This window comes from Capsulimonas corticalis, from assembly GCF_003574315.2.
In the GTDB taxonomy this organism is placed as follows: Bacteria; Armatimonadota; Armatimonadia; order Armatimonadales; family Capsulimonadaceae; genus Capsulimonas; species Capsulimonas corticalis.
In genome coordinates, this window is sequence record NZ_AP025739.1 from 3,155,441 (window position 1) to 3,176,094 (window position 20,654).

Consider the following 20,654-nt stretch of genomic DNA (forward strand, 5'->3'; position numbering starts at 1 on the left):
CGGCCTCTTTTAAGGTGGACTGTCTCCTTTCTGTAGTGGTTGTTTTCTGAGCAGTTGGTGCGGCTTGGCATGCACAACAGCGGGCGTCAGATTGCCCAGCGACTGATGTGGCCGAACCTCGTTGTAAAACTTCAAATAGGACGAAAGACCTTGGCGAGCCTCACGCGGTGTTTCATAATGGGCCAGATAAACTTCTTCTTGTTTGACGCTGCGCCACAGACGCTCCGTGAAAATGTTGTCCAAATAGCGTCCGCGTCCGTCCATGGAGACGCGCGCTCCCGCCGTCAAAAATTGGCTCGTGAACTTCTCGCTCGTAAAATGGCTGCCCTGATCCGAATTGACGATCTCAGGCACAGCGCTCTTTAATGACGCGGCGGCGCAGCTCAGCACGAATGGTATTTCCAGCGTGTCGGAGAGCTCCCAGGCAACGACCAGCCTGGAGAACCAATCGAGGAACGCCACCAGATAAAGGAAGCCGCCGCGCAGCCGAATATAGGTGATGTCTACGCCCCAGACGTGATTGGGTCGATCAATGCAAAGACCGCTCAGTAGGTACGGATAAATCTTGTGGTCTGGACCACTGGGCTTGGACAGATTCGGAGCGGAATACAGAGTAAACAGGCCCATTTCCGCACGATACCGACGGATCGTATGTCGCCCGACGTTGATGCCTTCCTGCGCCAAAAGCGTCACCAGTTTGCGTGTTCCAAGACACGGCCGCTGGGTGTACCATTCGTCCAGTCGATGCTTGATTGCGATCTCCGCCTCCCGAGTGAGACGCGGTTCGTAGTACAAGCTGCTGCGCGCCACGGACAGCAGATCGGCCTGCCAGAGATCGGCCTGCCAGAGCAGCGGCATAGCATGGCGCTCTTCGCGTTCGACCAGGGCCAGGCGCTCGTTAAGCGTCAGGTTCGAGGCCAGATTTTTTTTTCAGCCAGTTCACCTGCGTCGTGAGGCGACCGATCTCCTGGTAAAGCTGTTCGACTTTTTGCTCCTGGGCTTCTTGAGCTTTGGCCTGCGAGTTCTTTCGCTCAAAGACGAGAGCCAAATCCGCGATGGCTTCCTGCTTCCACTTGGTCAGCAAGTTCGGATGAATCTGATGCTCGGAAGCAAGCTGGGCAACAGTCTTTGTCTCTTTGAGCGCCTCCAAAACGACCTGGGCTTTGAAGGCGGCGGAATACTGTTTTCGGGTGTTGGGCATGGTGGTGAATCCACCTTAATTGTGCCCCATTTACTGTCCGAATTTATGGGACCATTATACTGCCTCATTATACGCCGTCGCGTCTTCGATAGAGAGTAAAATCATAGTGCTGTCGTGCCGCTTGATCTGTCGCGCATAGAAAACAATCGTCTTCAGGTCAATCCCTAAGAATTTGCTGGAAACTTTTACAATGGCGTAGTGATGCCCCTGAACTATTACATCATATAAGAGCGTGTGTAGCTCTGGAATATTCCATTGGCCTTGATGAACATCATATAAGGATTCCGTGACAATTGATACTTCCGTTGAACCACACTTCGAACTATATGCTTGGTTGAACGAGCAAATCTTTGCATTCTCATCCAGCACAAGAAGTGGATGGAGAATGTTATCCAGAGTATCTTTTGGAAACGCATGCCCAATATAGTCGTTTGCCTGGCTGAGCACTGAATTTGGTCGCGCTAGAAGCGTATTTCCCCGAATGTCCATGCTGGTGATCTCCATATATCGGTTCGTAATGCTTCAATGCAGCGAACCGATTTGATCGGTGCATCGACTTGTCAGTAAACAAGATACCCCGAATTTTAGCTTTTGAAAAATTGTATGACAAGATATGCCGTATGATAATGCTTGCTTGGTGGCGTGATTTATAATGTTGATTGATGGGTACAGCTATTATCACCTTGTCATATAGTTTCTGAGGTTTCCATGCCGCGCGCCAGTTTGCTTCTTCAAGAAGCAATGACTTACATTCTCAATATCGGCGACAGCATTAGAGACCCCTTGCTAGTTTTGGATACCAAACTTCGAGTAGTGTCCGCGAATCGAGCTTTTTATAAAACTTTTCGATCAACAGCGAATGAAACTGAGAACCAGCAACTCTCTGATTTGGGAAACGGTCAGTGGAATATTCCTGAACTTATCGCTCTCCTCACAAAAATTCTCCCCAACAAGAAGCCCCTCGACGACTTCGAGATATCCCACAACTTTCCAAAGATCGGGCGTCGTGATATGCTCGTTAATGCACGGAAACTGTTTGGCGCAGGAAATCGTAATGCTCTGATCATTCTGGTCATAGAAGATATCACTGAACGGAAGCAAGCGCAGCAAGCAGTCGCTGTCTCAGAAACGCGTTATCGACGACTTTTTGAAGCGGCTCGCGATGGAATTTTGCTTCTCGACAGTGAGCATGGAAAGATCACGGAAGCCAATCCATTCATGACCGAGCTTCTTGGTTATTCTCATGAGGAACTCATAGGCAAGGAATTATGGGAGATCGGTCTGCTCAAAGATGAAGAGGCCAGTCGCGATGCTTTTCGCCAATTGAAGGAACAAGGCTATATCCGATACGAAGACTTGCCGCTCGCAAGTGAGGGAGACAAGAAACGCGAAGTCGAATTCGTCAGCAATATTTACCAGGAAGGCAATACTCAGGTCATTCAATGCAATATCCGTGATGTGACGGAGCGTAAACTGTTGGAGGCCAAAGTTGCTGTAGAACACAAGCGGGACAAGAAAATCGCGACCGTCCTACAGCGTACAATGCTGTTTCAGCCGAATGAGGATGCCTTTTCTGGATTGTCAGTTCAGACCGTATATTCTACTGCTTCGAACGAAGCGCTCGTTGGCGGCGACTTTTGGGACACATTTGCTTTTGACCATGGGCATGTTGCCTTGGTCTGTGGCGATGTGATGGGACACGGCCTTTCATCCGCCGTGTTTACCACGGAACTCAAGCATACCCTACGAGCATACATACGTGAGCATGTGCAGCCATCACGCATTCTGCAGCAGATGAACGATTATCTTTCTGAGAGCAACCGTCTTTTTTTAAAAGGAATCAACACGGAGGGTGGTGATATGCCCGTGTGTCTGTCGCTTGCGATTATTGACCGACAAACGGGTATGGGAACTGTTTCAGTGGCGGCAATGGAAGGACCGTTGTTGATCCGCACAAATGGCGTCACGGAAGTTTTGAAAGCGTCAGGGATGCCGCTTGGTATTAATATGGAGCCGAAGAGCCGATATCACCAGGTTGACTTCCAGCTTGCGGTTGGGGATACGCTCGTGATGGCCACGGATGGCGTCACGGAAGCGCGGCATGGCAAGGAGTTTCTTGGAGACGATGGACTGGCGAAGCTGGCGGTGAAGCACCGCCACGGAACGCTGAAAGACATGGGCGAGGCAATCTTGACTGGCGCCGTAGATTTTGCTCACGGTGATTTACGCGATGATGCCTGCCTGGTGCTGGTTCGCAAGAAGTAATGGCTCTTGTGTATCTCCAACGTGTGCTAACAACAATTTCGCATTGAATTTTCATGTTCGATATGATGAGATTGCTTGCTACAACCATGCAGGTATTGGAGCCTCGCGCTCCTGTTCCAAAACAACAGTAGTTCCGTTTGAACCTGTCAGGAGATAAACGCGGTCACTGGTCTCCAACATCATCTTAATCCCGTGACCAAGCGTACCCTGAGTGCTGTATCCACGGGCGAGCGCTGCTCTGGGCAAATCCATCGTCGCAATGCCCTTTCCGTGATCTTCGATCCAAATTTGCACCATGCCCTTCTCAGTCAACTGCACCCAAGCGTCCCCACCACCTGCATGAACGATAGCGTTCATTCCCGCTTCGCTCGCTGCTGTGATTAAATCGTTTTGACGCTCGTCGGAGTGACCTGCGTGCAGAGCCGCCTGCCGCGCAAGATGGCGCAGACCACGCAACCCTTCCGTGGGCGTCAACGACATACTAGTATCGACTCTCTGGCCCACGGGAGTTGGCAGCTCAGTACGGTCGAACACGAGATTGAGCTTGCCCCCCGTCACGCTCGCAAGAACATCACGAAGGATTGCCCGTTCCCGCTGGCGTGCATGCGCGGCCTCGACCGCTCCGCGTGTTTGAGAAGCTGTGGTTTCCACAAGAGCAACTTCCTGCTCCGTCCAAATGCGCGCCTCAGTCGCCATCGCCACCACAAGGGCTGTCGTTTGGCCATCCTGCTGGATTGGCGCACGTATGACCGCGCGGACGCCGAGTTTCTTGGAGACATCACTGTCTGCGAGGAGGAATGCATCTTCGATGACGTTTGTCTGGCCTAAGAAATATGCTGGATTTCGGTTGGGGCTGAAATCGGAAATACGATGCGTCCCTGCGACAGAGGATACGCCGTTGCGTCGCCATTCGGGGCCAACGAAGCTATCGCCGCGTTGTAAGTCATAAGTAACATAGTAACAACGATCCGCGTTCAGCGCTTCTCCCAATGCTGCCGTCGTGGTTTCTATAATCTCCTGCGGATCGGCAGAGCTTCGCACCGCTCGTCCGATCTCACTGGTCAGCAGCAGACGATTATACGCGGACGTGATCTGGGCCTGCGCATCGTGAAGGTTACTGTCGTCGCTCACGAACAGCATAAACCCTAACACAGCTCCCGTGGCGTCTTTTTCAGGGACGAGTGTGGTTCGAACGAAGCGGCGTCCCGCATTGGCGTATTGCACCATCATATCGTAGGTCACGATATTCCCTGCAAGCGCAGCTTCCAAATGATGTTGGATCGTGAGATAGGCTGCTTCACCGATAACTTCTTTGACTTCTTTACCACGAAGATCAGGCGCGTGAAGGCCAAACCACTTATTGTATGTGTCGTTGTTGAATTGGTAGCGGCCATCCGCGCCAACAAATGCAACCAGCAACGGCGTATTGTTTGCGATGAGGAGTAAGCGTTCCCTGGAGATGTCGCCATCATCGGCGTGACTGCGTTCTGATTCGTCGATCCCGTCCATCTTGCTACCTTGCTAAAAATGCGGATTCATAAGTATGCATGCCATGATAATGAGCGCTTGTAGGGGTGAAGGTTCTGAAAGAACAGATGATCATTGCCGTCGCGCCAGTAGAACAGCTACGTCGTCACTGAACGCGCCATTGGCGTAAGCGCTGGCTTCCGCAACAATTGTCTCTGCCTGTTGCTGAGCATTCGTATCCGTTCGTAACGCGTCCAGCAGACGGATTAGTCCATCCGTCCCAAGTAGATCGCGGCGGCTTGGACCCGCCTCGCTGACGCCATCCGTGTACAGCAGAAGTGCATCCCCTGAAGCCAATGTTATGACGCAATCACTATAGTGTGCGTTGGCTGTAACTCCCAACGGCGGAGTAGATGTTTCCAACGTTTGGATGGTGCCGTTCGCTCGCCGTATCAATGCAGGCTCGTGTCCACAGGAGCAATAGGTAATCTGTCCTGTCGCAGCGTCATACACGCCGACCCAGGCGGTCACAAAGCCAATGAGTAGATCATGAGAAGTAACAGTGCTGTTCAAGGTCGTTGCGGCTACAGCAGGAGAATTGTGCTGATAAAGAGCCATGCGCAAGCTGTTTCTGATCAGAGCGAGTTGCTGGGCAGCAGCGAGACCTTTTCCTGACACATCGCCAATCACCAGCGCAAACAATCCCTTATCCAGTGCAAACACATCCATGAAGTCGCCGCCGACCGACGCTTCATCGAGCGCAGGGCGCGTGAAGGAGCCTACCTCCAAGCCAGGAATGCTTTGGGGTACTATGGGCTGGAGGGCAGACTGAAGCTGCTCTGCGATATTGTGCTCGCGGTGCAGCAGTCGCGCCGCTTCCAGCGCCGTTTGGGTCTGGGTCGCCACCGTCTCCACCAGAGATATCTCCTCTGGGGTCCAGGCACGCGCATCGTTCGACATTGCCGCTGAGAGAGCAGTCTTCACCGCTCCAGACACTAAAGGCACTCGAACCAGTGAACGGATACCCAGGTTAAGCATTGCGAGGTCTGGACTTGTATCCGTCATGACCTGAGTTCTTCCCGCCTGAAAGATTGGATCGTGATTTACGGCAAAATCCAACATCGGATACTGACCAGAAATAGGGGACAAGCCTGCTGCGCTCCAATCAGGACCGATTGTGGCGACGTTAGTATTCTGATCGTAAGAGGCATAATAACATCGGTCTGCGCTTAGCGCCTGCCCAAGCTCTCTAACAGCCGTCTCCAAGATAGTCTGAGGATCGAGTGAGACACGCAGTGCATGCCCAATGCGGTTGAGTAGCGCTTCGCGTTCGGCGCGACGCTTTATCGCTTCCTCGTTTGCCTTGCGAGTAGCGATATCGATGGTAATCCCGTCAAAGCGCTTGGGAGTTCCATCTTCGTGATATTGGAAACGGCCCACGGCGTTCACCCAGCGCGTGCGTCCGTCAGGGGCGAGCGTGCGGTATTCAACATTGTATTCAACTTGATTTGCCATTGCTTGCTCAATGGCGAGGCGCGTCGGCTCACGGTCGGCAGGATGAAGAAGTGAGTAAAACAGCTTGATGTCAACGTCAGCGTTCGGAGAAAGAAAGAAGTGCTCTTTGCAGGTCTCGTTCCAAATGATTTTGTCCAGGGGCCATTCACAATAGAAGGTTCCGAGGCGAGCCGCGCTAACGGAGAACTGTAAGTCTTCCTGACTACGGATCAGTAGCTCCTCAGTTTGCTTGCGCTCCTCAATGTCGGTTGCTGTGCCAACCCACGCTTTGATTTCACCCGCCGTGTCTTTCACGGGTTGCGAACGCCCCAGATGCCAACGGTAAAGTCCATCCGCGTGGCGAAGACGATATTCCACCTCGGAGTCCACTCCCGATTCGACAGCCGTGCGCCATACGCTGTCTGCTCGCTTCAGGTCATCTGGATGAATGACCGCCTCCCAGCTCCAATCTTGTGTCTCTTGTTGTGTCAATCCAGAGTATTCGTACCATCGCTGATTATAGTAGTTTACCGACCCGTCTGGCTCTGTAATCCATGCGACATGGGGAATGGCGTCGATCATCTGCCGTGAGCGCTGTTCGCTTTCGCGCAGAGCATCCAGGATCGCTTGCTTTTCGCGCTGAGCCTGGCGAAAGATCAGCGCCGCGCGGACGGAGTGCGCCACGAGATCAGGATGGAGCTTTTCCTTTGGCAGGTAGTCCAGTGCTCCCGCATTCATGACTTCGACAATCGTTTGTTGATTGCGCTCGCCCGTTAGAACGATGATAGGCGTCGAGAGACCCTGGGAGCGAACTTCCGTCAAAAGGTCCAACGACGTACCATCAGGCAAATCATGGTCAAGAAAGACGCATGCGAAATCTTCGTGCTGCAGAACCTCACGCGCGCTTGCAATGGTGTCGGATTCGACCACATCCACTTCAATTCCGTCCATATGGGCGGTCTGTCGCAGCGCATCTATGACGGCATGGCGATCTTGAGCATCGTCGTCTACAATAAGGATTCGATGGCGTTCATGCACATTAATACCGACTTTCTGAGGTTAGCGTAAGGATCGCTCGCATGATAATAGCACATCCCCATCCCGATTTTTATTACGACTGTAGATCAACGATGCGGCATGCCGCTATTCTTCAATCCGAATATCCATAAACGTGTTGAATCGGTCTAACTTTAAAACCCGCTCAGGCTGAGATTTGGGACGTGCAATGACATGCATTTTACCATCAATATAGGTCACTTTATGGAAATAAAGCAGAACAGCCAGACCCGCGCTGTCAATAAAATGCACGTTTCGAATATCGACGATGATCGTTTCTGCGGAAGTGCTCGCCGCAGTTTGAGTAACACTCTGTTGAATGGACTGGGCGTTGGTAAGATCGAGATCACCTTCGATGGTGAATTTGAGTATACGGCCCTCATCGAGCACGTCTTGGGTAAGGTTGATGTGCTGCATTTCAATTGGAGTTCCTAGGTGAAGGGGAGCTTTATAACATACCCAAGAACGACAAGTGTTACCCAAGAACGCCGTTGATGCTTTAGGATGCCGTTCAACTTGGCAATGCGGGCCATCCATCCTTCTCGATCGAGTAGACGACGCGCGACAGACTGGCGCTCGTACCTGGAACCATTGGCATCAGCACGGCCTCTTATGGACATGTCCTGGTCTACTCTGAACTACATGACGCCGAGCCGCCGCTGGGCCTAACCGAACGGGATCATATGACCGAGGCAAGCCTGGAGATTAAGAACGCCGTGCTTTGTGTGATCGGATGCCTGGATGAAATGGGCGAGGAATTCGATGTCGCGCCATACTCATATCGCGTGAGGGGTTGCCACGCCAATCTTGCTGGTGGCAATGACGCTGGCGACGGCGACGTGCAGTTTTGGCCTGCGTTGATGGCTGCACCTGTGGTGCTCTTTGCTTTAGTCGCCACGCTCCTGGGACGCGAGCTTCAGAGAGCCGCCGCAGAAAACGCCGCGAATGATGCGTCGCCGATCTTAGAAACGGATACCAAAGTTGTCGCCAAACGCACACAAATATCTGGGATGGAGAACGCTTCCACCACCTATTATGCGACGTTTGAAGACAATAATGGCATAAGGGGTGAATTCGGGGTCAGCGGCTCTGAATACGGAATACTTGCGGAAGCGGATCGGCTCCATTCAGCGGTAGGGTGCCGATGGGCGGATCGTCGCCGTCTGGCGAGCATCTCATTAGCGCTTATCGCACGCCACGGACGCCTGCGTCCACGACGTATGCGGTGTTTTTCGCGGTACTGACTGGTGTTGGCGGGGCGGTGTGCCTCTTTAAGGCGAAGGTGCCTGCGGCGGCTTGAGCTGCAATGAGCTTTCTGGATGCAATTGAGCAGTGTCCAGAGCGAAGAATATTCCAGAGTATATGGGAGCCTCGGCAAAAACTCTTCGCCTCGACAACATTGTAAGGGAAAATAACGATCTACGAATACGATGTGCAAACGCAAGGCGGCTCCTCCTTCGACAATCATGAAGGTATCGGAGATCGGCTCCAAAGATTGCTCAACGGCGAGGATGCGGCGTCTCGAATGGCGGGTGGGAGTTGTGGCAGATTAGCACGCTCAACGACGCTAAGGGCGTGAATGGGTTGGTGGTTGTTTATCGGCGGGAGAAGCAGGTATGAAGCGATCCCGCACTTGTGGCGCTTTGATCCAGAACATGCGATCCTGACGGTGCGTCATGTCCACTCGTCACGCTCGTACTGAACCTTACTTGGCGGCATTGAATCGGGAGAAACGCCTGCCGAGGCCGCTGTGCGTGAAGTCTGGGAAGAGATAGGGCTGGATGTAAGAGTTGTTCGCCATTTGTGGGAAGGCGTGTATGGCGATGTCGAAAGGACAAGTCCAGAATACTGTTTTCTGGTCGAGCGGTAGACTGTGCTCGCGTCGGCCAATAGGTCGTAGAGTTCTGCAGATGGATATCGAGCGAACTCCGTGAACTGCGAAGGAGTCCAACAAGCGGACGGGCAAATATGCTCGCGCCGCGTGCCAGCAGGAGCCTTACACATTTGGTATGGCCTCCTCACGCCGCAAGGGGCAGAGCTCATTATAAGGAATCCGCCCACGCCGCGGTGAACTTCTGCTCGTGCCCGCGCAAAGGCTGCGGGTCAAGGCTCAATATCCGAATCGATTGAGAGCAACCCGTAAAGCCGCTCGCTTAACTCAAGAACTGCTCGTTAAGCAGTGTGAGGGCCTGGCCAAAGACGATCCTGGTAGGTATGTGAGTTTGAGTATCACAGCGCTGAGCGACTTGGAGAACGGTTATTCAAAGCCGCAGCCCAAGCGAGCCACAACATTAGCCTCAGCGCTTAGTGCTACTGTGGAAGCGCTGTTTCCGCAGGGTACCGACGATTTCGTTCACAACCCGAACGGCATAAACGCTCATACCCGTTGACCAAAATTTGGCGTACGTCCTCTTCAAATATTTTTTCTTCATAAAAACTTCAAGTCTGACCTCTCTCGCTGGTACAATGGAGTGGGTGCTATTTCATTCCATTATCAAGTCACTCTGTGTGCGGAGGTCACATGTCGCTCGTCAATTGCCATCGTTGCGGTCTCACGATCTCTTCGCAATCGAAAAAATGCCCACGATGCGGCTTGCAGTTCGGCCACGTGCCCGTGAGCAACGGTAAAAAAGTCGCACGGACCGTTGGTTGGATCGCGGCTGGGTATGGTTTGATCATGGTGATCGTGGTAGTAGGCGGCATAATCAAGGGGGCAAGCAGCGCGCTTAATGAGCACTCGAAGTGGGCGCCCCCGAAGGCGGTCGCGACTGTCCCACATCGTTCCGCGCCAGTGCCGCCTGCCGCTGTGCCCGTGGTTTCGCAACCAACAACGCCTGTGGTCGTGCCAATAGTTTCACAGCCGAGCGCACCGCCAGCACGGGGCATAATGCCAGCACGGGCTGTTCCAGCGGTGGCATCGCAGGCGGGACTTAATGGCGGATGGTACATATGGCGCTCTGCAGCGCAGATGGGAAATGACATTAACCTAGCGATTGTGAACAATTCTGATGAGGATTGGCAGAATGTCATTGTAACAGCGAACCCTGGGCCGAATCCGTTTTCCTCTAACATAGGCACTGTGCGAGCACATGGTGATGGGGGAGTGGTGGTCACAGACCTTACCTCTGTCTCAGGGTACCGATACGATCCGCATAACTACAAAATTTCGACTGTCGGCGTGAACGTGGACACGCCCCACGGCCATGTCCAGGCGATACTTCCAGTGACGATGGCGCCGCCAGTGCCGCCGATTACGACAATACCTAGTGCGCCCCCGATGGATAGTTCAGCGGATCACACGGACTGGGACAATGCGAGGCGAATGGAAAGCGCGCCGTCGCCGTACCAATATGATGCGAATGGCAACGTTGTTCCGTAGTGCAAGCAAGGAACAGTGGGTGTTTCGCCACTGCAAATATGCCTTTACCTGATCAACAAATTGTCGTTGCCATTGCATACCAGAACGGCCTTGCCATCCGCCAGGTGCCCGCCTCATGGATGACCTTGGATCTCACATCCTGGGAGCGCGCCCGAGCGGAGCAGGTGGAACTTGCGGCAGATCGGGCGTTGCCAGACCTACAGACGCGACAACAACTGGGGCCGCAGGTGATCACGCCCGACTTGCTCGATGCATTCCTGAAGCATATAGTGGCGTGCGGCCAAGTCGTTGACGACAATCCACTACTGCGCGTAAATTGTTTGGTCTTGCCCACCGAGCGCAAGATCCTCACGACTAACCCTTTGATCGCCGCCCACACAGGCGAGGGCATTTCAGGTGTGCTGGCGACCATGACCGACATCCAGAACACCATGGCGGCGTTGATGTTGCCCAGGCTCGAAGCGGTGCTCGGCGACATGCTACTTGACGAATGGTATGGGACAGGAAATAGCGATAATAATCATGACGCAAGATAACACCAATAGTGATCTGGTGGAACTGCTAAAGCACCTTGAGGTATTGCAGCATGGCGGCGGCAAGTGCATTTGCCACATCGACCAGGCGCAGCCCGATGGCAGCATAGTTGGTGTTGAGCGAACTTACAGCGCGGGGCGAGATGCGCCTACTGAACAAGACCGTGATCTCCTCGGTGCGCTTTACAGACTGACAATCCTGGACGAGCGCAGGGAGTACATGGAGATCGACGCCAATGTCTCCCTTGTAGAGCTGGCGAACGAACTTGAAGTGTCTCTGGATCGGGATCAGGTCAAGGCGTGGGATGGCAGTCTTACCCGCCTGATGTTGATCTCAGTGGCAGATCGGTATCCGAGCCGCTCCACCCGCAATCATCTCATCGAGGGGGCGGTTCTCGACGTGGCGGACAACGGCGAGAGCATCAATGGCTCGATCAGCTTCAGGTGGTCGCCCAAAAGCGTCGTGAGCGGCAGGGAACTGACATAGGCAGGGTAATGGACATGGAAACAATCATCACAATCGAGAATGACGACGATCACAAGCGGGCAATGGATCGCATATCGGAACTCATGACGTCAACAAGCCCTGAGGATCTGGCAAGACTTGATGCGCAAGCGCGTGAGGTCGAAGCGTATGAAGCGGTGCGCTGGCCGAGGACGCCTGCTACGAAAGCTGAGATCGATGAGTATTTGCTGGAACAACGCAGCGTTGAATCGGGCGACACTGCGGGACAACAATGAGCTGCGCTCACGACTTCTTCCCAAACTTCTCCCGCATTATTCGGTAAATGTCCCCAAGGCCGATCACCACGCCACCTTTGGTAAGATCCAAATCGCCCAGCTTGATCGCGCCGCCAAGCAACTCCACCTTTTCGGACTTCTTCACGTCGGGAGGCGTCACTTCGGATGCCAGCAGGATCTGCGACGGCCCTTGCTGTGAAAGAAGATTGATGCTGATCTGCTGCTGTTGCATCGTTGCCGCCGCCAGCCTGAGTTGACTGCGGAGATGGTCGATATTGGCCTGCATTTGCTGGATTGCGATCTCTTGGCCAGGAGAGAAATCATGGTTTGGAGTGACGGCGGGGAGGCACAGGTAAATTGCCAAAGCCTCGCGGATCTTCTCGATGGCCTCATCGTAGTCCCCAGGAGGCGAAGAGAACAGCACATCTGTAGGCGTAACCGAAACCTGCACATTTCCAGATTGCGTGTGGTTGATACTGGTCGTTGCCGAGAGTCCTAGGTCGGATAAGAACCTGCCGAAGTAAATGAGGTACTGCTCGGCAACGGCAGCAACTTCGCTCGGAAAGCTGAATGCAAAGTCTACGCTACCATTGTCAGCATCCTGATTCGCAAAATGCCTTACCAGCCAAGTAGCTACCATGACAGCCTTCGTATCACGGTCCGCTGGAAAAGGTACGACGATAACATGCACAAGTGGGAAAAGCTGCTTTATTTCGAACTGATCAACCTCACAAAGGACGCACACCTTCTCTTTCAAAGAAGCTAAGTCATAAATCAATTCCTCATATACCGCGCGGGTACGCGGCCAGCTAATTTGAGCCGATAACGCCACGTCTGGCGCGAACGGATTTACAGTGGTCGCATCATACAGAACTAATTGGCTGTCGTCGTTGGCGCAGAGATCAAAGTCCTGCGCGAGGTCATCGTATATCGGGAACGTAATATTTTGAGGACGGCAAATGGTTGCTACAAACCTATTGAACGAAGAATCGTTTCCGATCAAGGAAATTCTCTTTGGCACTCAATTCTCCTTTGCGACAGCCATCTCGATTACTTTGACCCAAGAAACGGAAAAAAGTTGCGCGCTTCATATTGTGGAATTGTCGCGAAAGATACCAAGCGGTACTTTCTGTGATCGTGGGGCGACGCGACGATCACAGTGCGGAGATACAGCGAAAAACGACCCAGGCCAGCGCTCACGCAATCCCCTGTTGGCTTGACGGCTTGAGGACTACGATCACGCTGGCCCGTTGGAGGTGCCATATAGCAGTATCAGGTTTGAGCTGACTCTCTCACCAGACGGTTAAATTATACCATGGCCGAGGCTCGTCTCTGCCCTACGCTCTTGTACCTGCTGCACCCCACTCATCCTCTCACGGCCAGCCATACTCCTCCTCCCATGCCGCTGCAAAATCCTCCTGTGCTTGTTCCCAGGCCGCGTGCGCACGATCTACGCGCTTGCGGGCTTGAATCAACATGTCGAGCGTACCCTGACACGGATCTGCTGCTCTCTCGCGGTGGCAACACGCCAGTAGTTCCAGGGCGTTATCGTAGTGGCGTTTGGCGATTTGCTCGGCAGTGGTGAGATCGGCGAGGCGGTCGGTGTTGTGGTCGTTCATGGTGGTCTCCTTGATCGGGTGGTATGAGGAGGCCTTCAAGGAGCAGGGCGCGACGACCTAGGCGGTGGTGAAGGGGGCTGTGGAGCCGAAGTCGAGAGCAAGGCATGAAGATGTCGTGACCAAGGTGGTTGGGGGCTGGTGTGGAGCCAGGATGCTCTGACATGAAACCGTGGGGGTATTAACGGCGCAGGACTATATGTTGATGCTTGGCTGGTATGTTGCCACTATACATCGGTGACGCTGGGCGAAGGTGGTAAAGCGCATGAAGTAAATCGAGTGAAGTCGTGAAACACGGGTAAATTTTTGAGAAAAATGGTCGGGCCGCTGGACATCCGTTGTGGAACTGCACTTCTTTATCGGTTGTCAAACTCTGGAATATTCCAGAGTCACCTTCGCCGTGCGGCGCGGCCATGCTCAGCACGCTCGCCCATTATGAACTATTGGCGAGCTTTATTTTCCCAGAGATGAGGTGGGGGGATCTTCCAAAAGGTACCGAGAAGGAAGAGTGTTGCGTGCCCGCCGTCATGGATGCCTTAGGGACGTTGACACAGAGGCAGGCGCTTGATTTTTACGCATGAAGGGGTGGGGTGGTCGAAAAAATGAATTTCCCAAAATGAGGCAGGGACTATTTCAAAAAAATATATGAGAAAATTTTCGCCAGAAATATTTCCCTCTCCGCTACCGCCCATGTACACATCATAGCCCCACACGAGCCGCAGCGTTGTCCGTAAACAGCGACCCATGCCGTATGTACCGCCGCACGACCAAGCTCCGCCATCGTCCTTGAGACATGATCGCCCGTTCGTCCACTCCAGCTTCGGCTGCAGCCGTGGCTAGACCTGCGCGCAGGGAGTGACCAGAATAATTGGCGGGATCTTTGCCGATCAGTTCCGCCGCGCATTTTACAATCTCTGCCACTGTTTTGTCGCTAAGGCGTTTCTCCGAGACTTTGCCGTGACGGTTGACTGCTCGAAACACGGGGCCAGACGAGATACCAGAGGCGTCAAGCCACGAACGTGTTGTTCTGACAGGACACGTTAATGGATCAGATCCATATGGAATGCCTACACGAACTCCTGCGCCATCTTGATCTCCCTTGCTGCGTCGTATGGTGACTATAAGGCCATCCGTAGCGAACTCCAAGTCGTTGACGTTGAGTGCGACCAGTTCCGAGCGTCGTAGCGCGCCTGCGAAACCCACGAGGAGCAGGGAGCGTGTTCGGATACTGCCGAGCTTTGCAGGATTCATGGCACCGATCATTGCTCGGATTTCCGTGGTAAATACAGGAGCTTTCTGGCGTACAGCAATCCCTTTTTCCCTTCGAATGCCTTGCATCACGCTGCGGACAATAGCAGATCGAGTTGGTGGCTCATGCCCCGCCGTTATGTGTGCCTGCGTAATCGAAGCGAGCCGACGAGTAATCGTGCTCATTGCGCTGCCTGCGGCCATGGCTGTAGCGTACAGCGCTGTGGTTTCTGGCGAAGCAGGAAGCGATTCGCGTTCGTGATTTCGACACCAGTTTTCAAATTGCCGCCAATCCGACTTGTAGGCCCTAATGGTGTTTGCAGATTTGGAGTTCTGGATGTATGCGCGAGCTTGAGCAGATAAATTCGTGATCTCGTTCATGGTCTTTTTGGATTTATTGCTGTAAATGCAAGTCCCGCTCTTGCCCGCGATAACCTTTAATTATCGCGGGTCAGGATTTTTCGTGAATTTAGCACGCGGACTTGTGCCAATCTAAATTTGAGGCACGAAAACGGACCATTACCACACCCCTCTGGGGTGTCCGAATGGACCGACACATGGAAGACCGATATATAGCAAACGACTTTGTGAACTGGGCAAACCGCATTGAAAACCTGAATCCCGATGACTGTCACGCCGATTTTTACGCCGCCCGTATAGCCATTGCCGCGAGCATACGCCGTATGGCTGCTGAGCCACAGAACGTTGAGCATGTGCGTGCCATTAACGGCCTGCGCCTCTTCATCTACGTGTAAAGACGCAATGGGGCGGTGGACTGACAGAGAACTGTATTTATGTCGTGAGTGCATATGCATGAGCAATATACTCCGCAACGCTCGGAAGGCGACGACGCACCTGCCGCCCACGATACTCTCTATTAACAGGCACATGTGGCATAACGTTGTCATCGGTGAGGTTCAGGCGTATTTCCAGGACTTCGTTGGCTCCAATCTCAAGTAGTGTTACTTGGCTGATTAGTTGCCTCATGATTCTGTTCTTGGCGCGATCATCCATCTGATCCCACTGGGCAATACGATCACCAGTTGTCAAAGGTCGCTCGGTTTGATCAAGCCTGTCAAGATCAGCACGTTTCATGCGCAGGCGTTGCTCCAAGGCGTGTTGTGTCTGGCACATGCCGTTAAGGAGGGTAGTTGTAATCTGCTGCAGCATTATCTCAAATTGAGGATTTTCAGGGTTGATCGCAATGTTGGCTAGCGTTGATTGAGCTTGACTGGTGGCTGCCGAAATCCGCTCTTGGCGCAAAGATTGTTGCCCTTTGACTTGTTCGTTGAGTTCTCCGATCTCATCCAAGAGACGTTGACGTAGCGGATCTTCCTGAATGCGCTTGACCATATTTCTACCGTACGAACGCATCAGATCGTTGAAGAATCTGTCAGCATCCTGTCTGAGGAGCCTAAAATGCCGCTTGTCGCGCGTCTCCTCACGGACAGACTTCTCACACTGGCAAAGATAAATTTCGACGCCGCTGTTTGTAGTAAATCTTACTGTTGTGTTGCAGGCACTACATCTTAGTATCCCCGTCAGCAAATATCCTGTGGAGTATGCAGATTTCTTTATAGGCTCTTCGGACTTGGTGGCAAGGTGCTGTTGGAGCCTGTCGTAATCGTAGGCGTCGATGATAGCGGGCAATACAGGCCAGTCGAGTCCAAAAATTGTCTGCGCGCCCATCAGATTCTTCCGTCGTAGGATAGTACGGATGGCGACGCCGTTCCATCTGGAGCCACGTGGGGGTTGCCATCCTTCTTTATTCATTCTGTAGGCTATCTCTCGATAACCAAGATTTTCAGGTGACCAGGCGAGTTCGATTACCCGCCGCACCGCGCGCACACGCTCTTCGATGAGGTGTGCAAATCCATCGTCGTTTCTTTCCATCCAAAACGTCACTTGACCGTGGGGGCGCCCATTCATAAGCATTTGAGATATGCCACGGATGGCGTTTGCCACAACTTCCTGGAGCTTGATCGCCGCAAACCAGGAAAACACGGCCCCCTGAAGTCCGTGAGCCATATCCGCGTCCCTTTTAATGTAGTCCAAACGTTCTATTGTGCCTTCGACGGAGATGTCGGCATCGGCAAGAATGCGCCCAAGCTCCCCGAAAAGTGTTGTAGAGCGGCACAAGCGCGACAGATCAGTGACTACTACTGTATGTATACGTTGATCATTCGATAAGAGCAAGGTCAACCCTGGGCGAACCTTCAGCTTTCGGTGCCGCCCACCTGTATAGTCAGGTTTATCATCGTCATACTCTGTGGCTCCTGTTTCGTTTTCGTCTGAGAAGTCAACGGTTGCTTCCTCAAGGTCCACAATTTTTTTGTCGAGGAACTCCTCCATTTGGCGGCGTTGGGAAGACGTGATTTTCATCGGCGAAGCGTCATCAAGGAATATTTTCGTGAAAGTTTGTTTGTACCTCAGAGCACGATCCTTAGCCATTTTCTTCTGAAGTTCTGAATCGAGCCATGCGTAAGAACCACTCAAGGTCTGGTCGCTATAAATCTTGAATGCCCACTGCTTTCTGATGCAGTGGGCAATGTTTCGCCGAAGTTGATCTTCCACGGACCAACCATCCTCACGTTGTTTATCTGTTGATACTCGGACGTAGATGGCGGCATACTTGCCGTCAATAAGCTCTAAGTCCACGACATGACCACCGTCGTTGAGAGACTTCACTATCGGCAGGGAACAATGTTCTTCGAAGCCTCCGTTCATGAGTTGTGTGGCTAAGGATAGCTTGAGAGCCTTAGCCTGTTTAATGATAGCATCGATAGAAGGGACGTAGTAATCGGGTTGAGCCATGCGAAATTATATCACAAGTATGTACGTGAAAGCAATACCGAACTGTTTCAATCCTTCTGGTAGGTGCGATCCCTTGCAATCATCACTCATCTCGGCGGCGCGGACAAATGGTCCGCGCCGCCGTTTTGCGTTATGTTTAGGTACAATCGAGCGGTGCGAAGCGCCGCTGCGGGCGCGGCGAATGATATTCTGCGTCGAAGGGAAACTCGTTTTGAACGTTCTTGTGATCGGCGGTTCCGGATACCTCGGCCAGCTCGTCCTGCCGTTTCTCTCCGAGCGCCACCGTCTGAGGGTGCTGGACCTGCGGCCGCCGTCGAATCCCGCACTGGAGTACATCCCGGGGAGCGTCGCCAATACCGACGCTTTGGCGGAGGCCGTGATCGGGATGGACGCCGTGCTGTTCATGGCGATGGGCAGCAATGTTCCGCTGGATGGCGATCTTTGGGGACGTATCGAGTCGCATGCCGACGCGTTTGATGTAAGCGTCAAGGGGCTTTATCTCACCCTGTACTCCGCGTATCAAGCGGGCGTCAAACATGCCGTCTACACGAGCAGCATGTCCATCTACAAGGGAAACTGCCTGGGGCGGCCCGGCGCCGACGAGGACACGCCGCCCGATGCCGACCATCCCTACGCGCTGACCAAGCGTCTGGGCGAGGACGTGTGCCGAGCCGTCAGCCGCCATCGCGGCATGAGCGTCAACGCCTTGCGTTTGTACATGCCCGTGCCGGAGGATCGGTGGCGGGAAGAGGCAGTGAAAAACCAATTCACGCCCTGGACTACGGCGGAGGACACCGCCCGCGCGATGCTGGCGGCGCTGGAGTATCGGGATGGTTTCCAGGCGTTCACCATTAGCGGCGACTACGAACAGCGGGTGCTGAATCAGGAGAAGGCGAAGCGTCTTTTAGACTGGGAGCCGCGCCAGCGGCTCCCAGAGAAACGCGGTCAGTGAATGGTTACGCCTGCGGCGGACGCGTGGGCGCGACGGGCTGGAGAATGCGCCGGCGTTCGGGCGTGAGACGGTCCAGAAGCGCCGGGGAGTACTCGTAGCCGAAACGGGGCGCGCTCCACACCGGGCCATAACGGTAGATGGTGACGCGCCGCTCGCCGTCGGTCCTGGCGCGGCTGCTGCCGCCGTGCATCAAACCGTCTACGAACAGAAGAGCGTCGCCTTTGTTCAGATAGGCGGGGACGGCGCCCGCGAGATCGTCCATGCGGTCCCCGCGTGAATAGTCGCCCGCGCCGGGGTGGGGCAGGTTGGACTTGTGGCTGCCCGGAACCACCATCGTCGGCCCATCGCCGGGACCGATCTCCGTCAGCGCCACGATGATGTTGCACTGTCCGCAGCGAAACACGCCGTGGTCGTACTGATATCGGCCGCGCAGGGCGCCCTTGTATCCGCCGGAGTGCGCCGGATGGTGCCCGCCCGAGCGGCGGATTGACGCGATGGCTTCGTCGATAAACAGTCCCTCGATATAGGAATCGTACTCGCCGCAGTATCGTTTGACTAAGTTGATCCACGAAGGATGATCGATAAGCTGCTCGAAGGGGCTCCCCGCCTCCACGCAGTTGTGAAGCTCAAACCCCGTATCGCCCGTATAATCGCGGCGCTGCGCGTTCCCCCACCACTCGCTCTGCTCCAGCGGCGGAAATTCGTCGAACGCCGCATTCAAACTGGCGAGCAGCGCGGGCTCCACGGCGTCCTTGAGAATCAAGTATCCGTTAAGATCGAAAAGATAGTCCTGAAGTTCCTGGCTTGGCGCGGTCATTGGCTTGGTCTCCCGAGAAGGATTTTGGACGCCGAATCTCGTATTCGGCTCTGTTCTCATTTTAATGGCGTATGGAGAATAGGTCTTCTCAAGAATGGGCGCAAAGTTCTCATTTCTCGCTGGTTATCGCTACGACACGCGAATCCCCGAATGGCGGGGCGGATCCATCCATCGGATTGCGGTGTCGACTCCCATGGCGTCGGGACATCTGCATCCGGAGCTGGAGATCAATCTGGTTCTCAGCGGCCGCGCCGTGTATCTGCTGGGGGATCGGCGGTACGAGCTGCGCCGGAATTCGCTGGTCTGGCTCTTTCCGGAGCAGGACCATATGATGATCGAAGCCTCCGCCGACTACTCCATGTGGCTTGGATTGTTCCGGCCGGAGCTGATCGCACAGGCGTGCCGGAGCGCGGAGGGCGCGGTGCTGACGCAGGCAAATCCCGAGGGATATTTTTGCCGCCAGCTCGCCGAGGATGCGGCGCGGTCGCTGGAGGGTGTCTTCGCGGGCGTCGCCGGCGCGGCGGACGACCGGGACCGTTACTACACCGGGCTCGGGTGGGCCCTGCTGTCCGCATGGTCCGCGCATCGAGCGGCCGAGGACACCGCCCCGGATACGGAGCTGCACCCCTCGGTGGACAAAGCCGTTCGGCTGATCCGATCGAACGAAGCGCCGGAAAGCCTGGAGGATCTGGCGCGGGAAGCGCATCTGAGCTTGTCCCGGCTGAGCCGCCTGTTCAGGGAACAGACGGGCCTGTCGCTGATTGAGTTTCGCAACCGGCAGCGGCTGGAGCGGTTCGCGCGCATCTACGGAAAAGGCGGCGGCCACTCAATCCTCGAAGCGGCCCTGGACGCCGGCTTTGGGAGCTACCCACAGTTCCACCGCGTCTTCACCGAACACATGGGCTGCGGCCCGGCGGAGTACCGAAGGCGTTTGCGCAAGCAGCCGCACGGATAACAAAAACTCCATAATTTCAAAATATCATCATCCCTCCCCCGTTCCGTTTCTTCCGCATGGGTAGAATGGACACGTGTTCTGTGACGCCCCGCTCTCAATCCGCCATATCGCGGATG

General features: G+C 54.2%; 19 protein-coding genes. 9 read left to right on the plus strand and 10 right to left on the minus strand.

Annotated elements, in window-relative coordinates:
* Positions 1-9: 9 nt before the first annotated feature.
* Positions 10-1,201 (minus strand): IS3 family transposase gene (locus D5261_RS13325; protein WP_435792410.1). Its coding sequence is split into 2 segments (ribosomal slippage): positions 10-921 and positions 923-1,201, totalling 1,191 coding nucleotides; the frame shifts between segments, so codons are not numbered across the junction.
* Between the two features lie 54 nt (positions 1,202-1,255).
* The gene (locus tag D5261_RS13335) at positions 1,256-1,705 is read right to left on the minus strand and encodes a hypothetical protein (RefSeq protein WP_125206446.1); all 450 of its coding nucleotides are present in this window, start codon (positions 1,703-1,705) and stop codon (positions 1,256-1,258) included.
* Between the two features lie 204 nt (positions 1,706-1,909).
* On the opposite strand from D5261_RS13335, the gene D5261_RS13340 reads away from it, so the two are divergent.
* Positions 1,910-3,466, plus strand: a complete 1,557-nt coding sequence (locus tag D5261_RS13340; protein ID WP_301002498.1) for a SpoIIE family protein phosphatase — start codon at positions 1,910-1,912, stop codon at positions 3,464-3,466.
* A gap of 78 nt (positions 3,467-3,544) precedes the next feature.
* Here D5261_RS13340 and D5261_RS13345 read toward each other — a convergent pair whose 3' ends face one another.
* The 3 genes from D5261_RS13345 to D5261_RS13355 form a co-directional block, all read right to left on the minus strand.
* The gene (locus D5261_RS13345; RefSeq protein ID WP_301002499.1) at positions 3,545-4,975 is read right to left on the minus strand and encodes a PAS domain-containing protein; all 1,431 of its coding nucleotides are present in this window, start codon (positions 4,973-4,975) and stop codon (positions 3,545-3,547) included.
* 90 nt (positions 4,976-5,065) lie between these two features.
* Complete coding sequence (locus D5261_RS13350; RefSeq protein WP_301002353.1) at positions 5,066-7,465, minus strand: SpoIIE family protein phosphatase; 2,400 nt, start codon at positions 7,463-7,465, stop codon at positions 5,066-5,068.
* A 105-nt stretch (positions 7,466-7,570) separates the two neighbouring features.
* Positions 7,571-7,900 (minus strand): STAS domain-containing protein, encoded by a 330-nt coding sequence (locus D5261_RS13355; protein ID WP_165864714.1) that lies wholly within the window; start codon positions 7,898-7,900, stop codon positions 7,571-7,573.
* Positions 7,901-8,166: 266 nt separating this feature from the next.
* Here D5261_RS13355 and D5261_RS13360 point away from each other — a divergent pair, with 266 nt between their 5' ends.
* The 5 genes from D5261_RS13360 (at position 8,167) to D5261_RS13375 (ending at position 12,136) form a co-directional block, all read left to right on the plus strand.
* The gene (locus tag D5261_RS13360; protein WP_119325080.1) at positions 8,167-8,727 is read left to right on the plus strand and encodes a DUF2500 family protein; all 561 of its coding nucleotides are present in this window, start codon (positions 8,167-8,169) and stop codon (positions 8,725-8,727) included.
* Between the two features lie 473 nt (positions 8,728-9,200).
* On the plus strand, positions 9,201-9,353 hold the full coding sequence (locus D5261_RS33435) for an NUDIX domain-containing protein (RefSeq protein WP_435792414.1): 153 nt from the start codon (positions 9,201-9,203) through the stop codon (positions 9,351-9,353).
* Positions 9,354-10,900: 1,547 nt separating this feature from the next.
* Positions 10,901-11,398 carry a hypothetical protein gene (locus tag D5261_RS13365; protein ID WP_119325082.1) on the plus strand — a complete coding sequence of 166 codons (498 nt, stop codon included), beginning with the start codon at positions 10,901-10,903 and terminating at the stop codon, positions 11,396-11,398.
* Positions 11,385-11,882, plus strand: a complete 498-nt coding sequence (locus D5261_RS13370; protein ID WP_119325083.1) for a hypothetical protein — start codon at positions 11,385-11,387, stop codon at positions 11,880-11,882. Before D5261_RS13365 ends, D5261_RS13370 begins: the two co-directional genes overlap by 14 nt.
* Positions 11,883-11,896: 14 nt before the next feature.
* The gene (locus tag D5261_RS13375; RefSeq protein ID WP_125206400.1) at positions 11,897-12,136 is read left to right on the plus strand and encodes a hypothetical protein; all 240 of its coding nucleotides are present in this window, start codon (positions 11,897-11,899) and stop codon (positions 12,134-12,136) included.
* 7 nt (positions 12,137-12,143) lie between these two features.
* On the opposite strand, the gene D5261_RS13380 is transcribed toward D5261_RS13375, so the two are convergent.
* The 3 genes from D5261_RS13380 to D5261_RS13390 form a co-directional block, all read right to left on the minus strand.
* Entirely contained in the window at positions 12,144-13,157 is a 1,014-nt protein-coding gene (locus D5261_RS13380) for a hypothetical protein (protein ID WP_125206401.1), read from the minus strand.
* Between the two features lie 352 nt (positions 13,158-13,509).
* A complete protein-coding gene (locus D5261_RS13385) occupies positions 13,510-13,755 on the minus strand; it encodes a hypothetical protein (protein ID WP_119325086.1) in 246 nt (81 codons plus the stop codon).
* A gap of 696 nt (positions 13,756-14,451) precedes the next feature.
* Positions 14,452-15,381: a site-specific integrase gene (locus D5261_RS13390; protein ID WP_119325087.1), complete on the minus strand. Its 930-nt coding sequence runs from the start codon at positions 15,379-15,381 to the stop codon at positions 14,452-14,454.
* 176 nt (positions 15,382-15,557) lie between these two features.
* On the opposite strand from D5261_RS13390, the gene D5261_RS13395 reads away from it, so the two are divergent.
* Entirely contained in the window at positions 15,558-15,755 is a 198-nt protein-coding gene (locus D5261_RS13395; RefSeq protein ID WP_125206402.1) for a hypothetical protein, read from the plus strand.
* 37 nt (positions 15,756-15,792) lie between these two features.
* Here D5261_RS13395 and D5261_RS13400 read toward each other — a convergent pair whose 3' ends face one another.
* Positions 15,793-17,814 carry a recombinase family protein gene (locus D5261_RS13400; RefSeq protein ID WP_119325089.1) on the minus strand — a complete coding sequence of 674 codons (2,022 nt, stop codon included), beginning with the start codon at positions 17,812-17,814 and terminating at the stop codon, positions 15,793-15,795.
* Between the two features lie 211 nt (positions 17,815-18,025).
* On the opposite strand from D5261_RS13400, the gene D5261_RS13405 reads away from it, so the two are divergent.
* The gene (locus D5261_RS13405) at positions 18,026-18,766 is read left to right on the plus strand and encodes an NAD-dependent epimerase/dehydratase family protein (RefSeq protein ID WP_119325090.1); all 741 of its coding nucleotides are present in this window, start codon (positions 18,026-18,028) and stop codon (positions 18,764-18,766) included.
* Positions 18,767-18,770: 4 nt separating this feature from the next.
* On the opposite strand, the gene D5261_RS13410 is transcribed toward D5261_RS13405, so the two are convergent.
* Entirely contained in the window at positions 18,771-19,583 is an 813-nt protein-coding gene (locus tag D5261_RS13410; protein WP_119325091.1) for a phytanoyl-CoA dioxygenase family protein, read from the minus strand.
* 94 nt (positions 19,584-19,677) lie between these two features.
* Between D5261_RS13410 and D5261_RS13415 the strand changes: the two genes are divergently transcribed.
* Positions 19,678-20,538, plus strand: coding sequence for an AraC family transcriptional regulator (locus tag D5261_RS13415; RefSeq protein ID WP_119325092.1), 861 nt, complete (start codon positions 19,678-19,680; stop codon positions 20,536-20,538).
* Positions 20,539-20,654 lie beyond the last annotated feature (116 nt).

What these genes read in the sequence shown, in the direction of transcription:
- D5261_RS13335 (WP_125206446.1), bottom strand. Translation starts at nt 1,705, where the DNA reads ATGGAGATCACCAGCATGGACATTCGGGGAAATACGCTTCTAGCGCGA.
- D5261_RS13340 (WP_301002498.1), top strand. Translation starts at nt 1,910, where the DNA reads ATGCCGCGCGCCAGTTTGCTTCTTCAAGAAGCAATGACTTACATTCTC.
- D5261_RS13345 (WP_301002499.1), bottom strand. Translation starts at nt 4,975, where the DNA reads ATGGACGGGATCGACGAATCAGAACGCAGTCACGCCGATGATGGCGAC.
- D5261_RS13355 (WP_165864714.1), bottom strand. Translation starts at nt 7,900, where the DNA reads ATGCAGCACATCAACCTTACCCAAGACGTGCTCGATGAGGGCCGTATA.
- D5261_RS13360 (WP_119325080.1), top strand. Translation starts at nt 8,167, where the DNA reads ATGACCGAGGCAAGCCTGGAGATTAAGAACGCCGTGCTTTGTGTGATC.
- D5261_RS13365 (WP_119325082.1), top strand. Translation starts at nt 10,901, where the DNA reads ATGCCTTTACCTGATCAACAAATTGTCGTTGCCATTGCATACCAGAAC.
- D5261_RS13370 (WP_119325083.1), top strand. Translation starts at nt 11,385, where the DNA reads ATGACGCAAGATAACACCAATAGTGATCTGGTGGAACTGCTAAAGCAC.
- D5261_RS13375 (WP_125206400.1), top strand. Translation starts at nt 11,897, where the DNA reads ATGGAAACAATCATCACAATCGAGAATGACGACGATCACAAGCGGGCA.
- D5261_RS13385 (WP_119325086.1), bottom strand. Translation starts at nt 13,755, where the DNA reads ATGAACGACCACAACACCGACCGCCTCGCCGATCTCACCACTGCCGAG.
- D5261_RS13390 (WP_119325087.1), bottom strand. Translation starts at nt 15,381, where the DNA reads ATGAACGAGATCACGAATTTATCTGCTCAAGCTCGCGCATACATCCAG.
- D5261_RS13395 (WP_125206402.1), top strand. Translation starts at nt 15,558, where the DNA reads ATGGAAGACCGATATATAGCAAACGACTTTGTGAACTGGGCAAACCGC.
- D5261_RS13400 (WP_119325089.1), bottom strand. Translation starts at nt 17,814, where the DNA reads ATGGCTCAACCCGATTACTACGTCCCTTCTATCGATGCTATCATTAAA.
- D5261_RS13410 (WP_119325091.1), bottom strand. Translation starts at nt 19,583, where the DNA reads ATGACCGCGCCAAGCCAGGAACTTCAGGACTATCTTTTCGATCTTAAC.
- D5261_RS13415 (WP_119325092.1), top strand. Translation starts at nt 19,678, where the DNA reads ATGGGCGCAAAGTTCTCATTTCTCGCTGGTTATCGCTACGACACGCGA.